Source organism: Zavarzinia aquatilis (genome assembly GCF_003173035.1).
GTDB lineage: Bacteria > Pseudomonadota > Alphaproteobacteria > Zavarziniales > Zavarziniaceae > Zavarzinia > Zavarzinia aquatilis.
Genome location: NZ_QGLE01000026.1, coordinates 1 through 5180, shown reverse-complemented (window position 1 = coordinate 5180; position 5180 = coordinate 1). Strand labels below are relative to the sequence as shown.

Below are 5180 nucleotides of genomic sequence, written 5' to 3'. Positions count from 1 at the left end.
CCAGAAAGGTCATCCGCATCGCCCTCGCCCGAAAACTCCTCGTCCGGCTCAACGCAAAAGCACGAGACGTCCGGCAGGCCATGCCAAATCTCTCTTGACCAACAAGACAGTCGCTCTCCCCCCCGTCCTGGGGGAGGGGATCATCGGTATTTCCGGTCACCACTGGTTCGTCGAGGGCTTGACCTGCGCCACAAATGTTATGTTATAACGTAGCTGTTCTTGGGGAGGCGGAAAGCGCCATGTCATCCATCCATCCGACCATGCTGACGCTCGGGGCCGGCACGCGCCTTGGCATCGCCGCCGGTCTGATCGCGCTCCTCTGGGGCGCCGTGCTGTGGGCGCTGTGATGGCCGGCCTTCGTCTTGCCCCCATCGAGGTGCGGGATCTGACGGTCGCCTACGACCGTCATCCCGCCGTGCATCACGTCACCTGCCGCTTCGAGCCGGGCTCGCTGACCGCCGTGGTCGGCCCCAACGGCGCCGGCAAATCCACCCTGATCAAATCCATCGTCGGCCTGCTGCGCCCGGCCGAGGGACGGGTATCGGTCGGCGACCTGAAGCGCCGCGACATCGCCTATCTGCCCCAGCAGGCGGATATCGACCGCTCGTTTCCGATCACCGTCGCCGACACGGTCGCCCTCGGCCATTGGGCGCGGGTCGGCATCTTCCGGGCGATCGGCCGTCCCTTGCGCGACAAGGTCGCCGAAGCCCTGTCGGCCGTCGGGCTGGAGGGGTTCGAGCAGCGGCCCATCGGCTCCCTCTCGTCCGGGCAGTTTCAGCGTGTGCTCTTCGCCCGCCTGCTGTTGCAGGATGCGGGCGTCATCCTGCTGGACGAGCCGTTCAATGCCATCGACGCCCGGACGACCCAGGACCTCCTTGACCTGATCGGCCGCTGGCACGGCGAGAAGCGGACGGTGATCGCCGTCCTCCACGACATGGATCAGGTGCGCCAGCATTTCCCCGACACGCTGCTGCTGGCGCGCGAACTTGTCGCCAACGGCCCGACGCCGGACTGCCTGACCGCCGCCAATCTTCTCGCCGCGCGCCGCATGTCCGAGCGCTGGCAGGACGATGCCGCCGTCTGCGCCCCCGAGAAGCGGCGGGCATGATGACCCTCTGGTCCCTGCTGGTCGCGCCTTTCGCCGATTTCGCCTTCATGCGGCGGGCGCTGGTCGCCTGTTTCGCGCTCGCGCTCGGCTGTGGCCCGGTCGGCGTGCTTCTCATGCTGCGGCGGATGAGCCTGATCGGCGATGCCATGAGCCACGCCGTGCTGCCCGGCGCCGCCATCGGCTTCCTGATCGCCGGCCTCAACATCTGGGCCATGGGGCTGGGCGGGCTCGTCGCCGGCATTTCCGTGGCCCTTCTGTCGGGCCTCGTCACCCGCAACACGAGCTTGCGGGAAGACGCCAGTTTCGCCGGCTTCTATCTGATTTCGCTCAGCCTCGGCGTGCTGATCGTCTCGACGAAGGGCTCCAACGTCGACCTGCTGCATGTCCTGTTCGGCACGATCCTCGCGGTCGACGATGCCGCGCTGCTGACGGTCGCGGGCATCGCCTCCCTCAGCATCGCCGTGCTGGCCCTCATCTACCGGCCGCTGGTCGTCGAATGCTTCGACCCGGGCTTCCTGCGCGCGGTCGGCGGCGGGGCGGGGTCGATCTTCCATGTCGTCTTCCTCGTCCTCGTCGTCGTCAATCTGGTCGCCGGCTTTCAGGCTCTCGGCACCCTGATGGCGGTCGGCCTGATGATGCTGCCGGCGGCGGCCAGCCGCTTCTGGGCGCGGGATGTCTGGTCGATGGCGGCGGTCTCCATCGGTGTCGCCATGCTGTCGGGCTGGATCGGCCTCCTTGTTTCCTATCACCGCGACCTGCCGTCCGGTCCCGCCATCATGATCACGGCCGGCGTCGCCTATGTCGTCTCCATCGTCGTCGGACGGGAAGGCGGGATCATCTGGCGCTACATGCCGCGCCGTCATCTGGAGGCTTGAGACCATGCTGCTGCGCCCGCTTCTGCTCGCCCTCGGGCTTTCCACCGTGGCCACGGCGGCGTTTGCCGAGCCGGTGAAGGTCGTCGCCTCCTTCTCGATCCTCGGCGACATGGTGGCCAATGTCGGCGGCGATCATATCGCCCTGACGACGCTGGTCGGCCCCGATGGCGACGCTCATGTCTTCCAGCCCAGCCCGCGCGACGCGAAAGCGGTGGCCGGGGCCGATCTCGTGATCATTTCCGGTCTCGGCTTCGAGGGCTGGATGGAGCGCCTGACCGAAGCCGCCGCCTACAAGGGCAAGGTCGTCGTGGCCAGCACGGGCGTTACCCCGCGCGAGATGGCGGCAGAGGAAGAGGGCCACGAGGAACACGCCGAGGAAGGCCACGATCATCACGATCACGGCAATGTCGACCCGCACGCCTGGCAGGATCTGTCCAACGGGCTGCGCTATGTCGACAATATCGCCGCCGGCCTGATCGCCGCCGATCCCGCCAACGAAGCCGATTACCGCGCCCATGCCGCCGCCTATCGCGCGAAGCTGGAAGCGCTCGACGCCAAGGTGAAGGCCGCCATCGCCGCCCTGCCGGCGGAGCGGCGCAAGATCATCACCAGCCACGACGCCTTCGGCTATTTCGCCGCCGCCTATGGCCTCGAGGTGCTGGCGCCTCAGGGCGTCTCGACCGAATCGGAAGCCTCGGCCAAGGGGGTTGCCCTGCTGATCCAGCAGATCAAGGAGACGAAGGCGCCGGCCGTCTTCCTCGAAAACGTCACCGACCCCCGCCTGATCGCGCAGATCGCGCGCGAGACCGGCGCGCATATCGGGGGCACGCTTTATTCAGACGCACTCTCTGGTGCATCTGGCGACGCCTCTACCTATATTGCGATGTTCGAACACAATGTGGCCATGCTGACGGCCGCCTTGGGATCATAATCGCTGGAGTGCGTTAGATGAATCAGGTCCCCGTGACCGTCCTGACCGGCTATCTCGGCGCCGGCAAGACAACCTTGCTCAACCGGATCCTGACCGAGCAGCACGGCAAGCGCTATGCCGTCGTGGTCAACGAATTCGGCGAGATCGGCATCGACAACGACCTCGTGGTCGAGACCGACGAGGAAGTCTTCGAGATGAACAACGGCTGCATCTGCTGCACCGTGCGCGGGGACCTCATTCGCATCCTCACTGGCCTGATGCGCCGCAAGGGCAAGTTCGACGCCATCCTGATCGAGACCACGGGCCTTGCCGATCCGGCGCCGGTCGCCCAGACCTTCTTCGTCGACGAGGACGTGCAGGCCAAGGCCAAGCTCGACGCCGTCGTCACCGTGGTCGATGCCCTGAACATCGAGGCCCGGCTGAAGGACAGCAAGGAAGCGCGCGAGCAGATCGCCTTCGCCGATGTGATCCTTCTGAACAAGACCGACCTCGTTGCCCCCGCCGACCTCGACCGGATTGAGGGCATCATCCGCGGCATCAACACGGCGGCGGAAATCCACCGCACGACCAACAGCCAGGTCGATCTCGACCGCGTGCTCGACCGGGGCGCCTTCGATCTCGACCGCATCCTCGCGATCGAACCGGATTTCCTCGAAGGCGGCCATGTCCACAGCCACAACGAGGACATCACCTCGGTCTCCTTCACGGCTGTCGACCCGCTCGACGAGAACAAGTTCAACCGCTGGATTTCCAACATCCTGCAGACCAAGGGGCAGGACATCCTGCGCTCCAAGGGCATCCTGTCCTTCGCCAATCAGGACGACCAGTTCGTCTTCCAGGGCGTGCACATGCTGCTCGACGGCGATTATCGCCGGCCCTGGGCGCCGGACGATCCGCGCATCAGCCGCATCGTCTTCATCGGCCGCAATCTCGATGTGCCGGCGCTGAAGGCCGGGTTCGAGGCCTGCCGTGCCGCCTGAATTCCCCGATTTCCAGCCGGAAGACGTTTACGCCGACCGCCTGCCGCCAAGCCGTGTCGACTGCTATCCGCAGGAAGCCGGCATCCTTGCCCTCGCCATCGACGGGCGGGACCGCATCGGTTTCGCCTTCGATGACGGCCGCATCGCTGTCGGCAGCCTCGACTCTCCGGCCGAATTCGTGGCGTTCGAAGCCCATGACGGCGTTTCTCTCGCGCTCTGCGCCGGGCCGAAGGGCGGTTTCGTTTCGGGCGGGGACGACGGCAGCGCCGTCCTGATCGCCGCCGACGGCACGCGGACCGAGCTGTTGCCGCCGGGCAAGGACTGGGTCCACGCCGTCGCCGCCTCGCCCGCCTCGGGGCTGATCGCGCTCGGCGTCGGCAAGACCGCGCGTGTCTTCGATGCCGCCGGCAAGGCCCTGGGGGCGACCGCGCCCGTCGCCTCGGCGGTGACCGGGGTCGCCTTCAACCCCAAGGGCAAGCGCATCGCCGTCGCCCATTACGGCGGTGTCTCGCTGTGGTATGCCGGGGGCCTGACCGGCACGCCGAAGCTGCTGCCGTGGAAGGGCAGTCATGTCTCCGTGACCTGGAGCCCGGACGGCCGCTTCGTCGTCACCGGCACGCAGGACAAGGAATTGCACGGCTGGCGTGTCGAAGATGATGTCGACATGCGCATGTCCGGCTATGCCGCCAAGGTGAAGAGCTTTTCCTGGTCGGCGGACGAGCGTTGGCTGGCCTGTTCCGGCAGCCCGCTGGTCACCGCCTGGGACTTCATCGGCAAGGGCCCGATGGGCCGCCCGCCGCATCAGTTCGGCGGGGCGGAGGAATTCCTCGCGACCCATGTCGCCGCCCATCCGAAACTGCCCGTGGTCGCCGCCGCCTTCGAGGATGGAAGGATCGAGATGGGGCGTTTCGCGGTCGAGGGGCAGGTCCTCCTCAAGGAGGTCGGCGGCGGCATGCCCACCGGCCTCGCCTGGACCGCCGACGGCGGCCGCCTGCTGATGACGACCGAGGACGGCGAATTCTTCGTCGTCGACCTCGAAGACCTCAAGGTCGCGGCCAAAGAGCAGAAAAAGCGGAAATAGGGCGGGTCTGCCCCACCTCACCCCGGCCCTCTCCCCCCTGAAGGGCGGAGAGGGAGAAATGGCCCCCTCTCCGCCCGCTTGCGGGGGGAGAGCGACTGTCTTGTTGGTCAAGAGAGATTTGGCATGGCCTGCCGGACGTCTCGTGCTTTTGCGTTGAGCCGGACGAGGAGTTTTCGGGCGAGGGCGATGCGGATGACCTTTCTGG

At 66.7% G+C, this 5180-nt stretch carries 5 protein-coding genes; all 5 read left to right on the top strand.

Going from position 1 to position 5180, the window contains the following annotated elements; genetic code table 11:
* Nucleotides 1-346: 346 nt before the first annotated feature.
* From aztA to DKG74_RS21200, 5 genes are read left to right on the top strand one after another with little or no spacing between them, the layout of a single operon-like run.
* Complete coding sequence (gene aztA / locus DKG74_RS21220) at nucleotides 347-1108, top strand: zinc ABC transporter ATP-binding protein AztA (protein ID WP_109908186.1); 762 nt, start codon at nucleotides 347-349, stop codon at nucleotides 1106-1108.
* Nucleotides 1105-1983, top strand: a complete 879-nt coding sequence (locus DKG74_RS21215) for a metal ABC transporter permease (protein WP_481111768.1) — start codon at nucleotides 1105-1107, stop codon at nucleotides 1981-1983. The genes aztA and DKG74_RS21215 overlap by 4 nt, the downstream gene beginning before the upstream one ends.
* A gap of 4 nt (nucleotides 1984-1987) precedes the next feature.
* Complete coding sequence (locus tag DKG74_RS21210; RefSeq protein ID WP_109908184.1) at nucleotides 1988-2914, top strand: metal ABC transporter substrate-binding protein; 927 nt, start codon at nucleotides 1988-1990, stop codon at nucleotides 2912-2914.
* Between the two features lie 17 nt (nucleotides 2915-2931).
* Nucleotides 2932-3894: a CobW family GTP-binding protein gene (locus DKG74_RS21205; RefSeq protein WP_109908183.1), complete on the top strand. Its 963-nt coding sequence runs from the start codon at nucleotides 2932-2934 to the stop codon at nucleotides 3892-3894.
* Nucleotides 3884-4975: a WD40 repeat domain-containing protein gene (locus DKG74_RS21200; protein WP_109908182.1), complete on the top strand. Its 1092-nt coding sequence runs from the start codon at nucleotides 3884-3886 to the stop codon at nucleotides 4973-4975. Before DKG74_RS21205 ends, DKG74_RS21200 begins: the two co-directional genes overlap by 11 nt.
* Nucleotides 4976-5180: the final 205 nt, after the last annotated feature.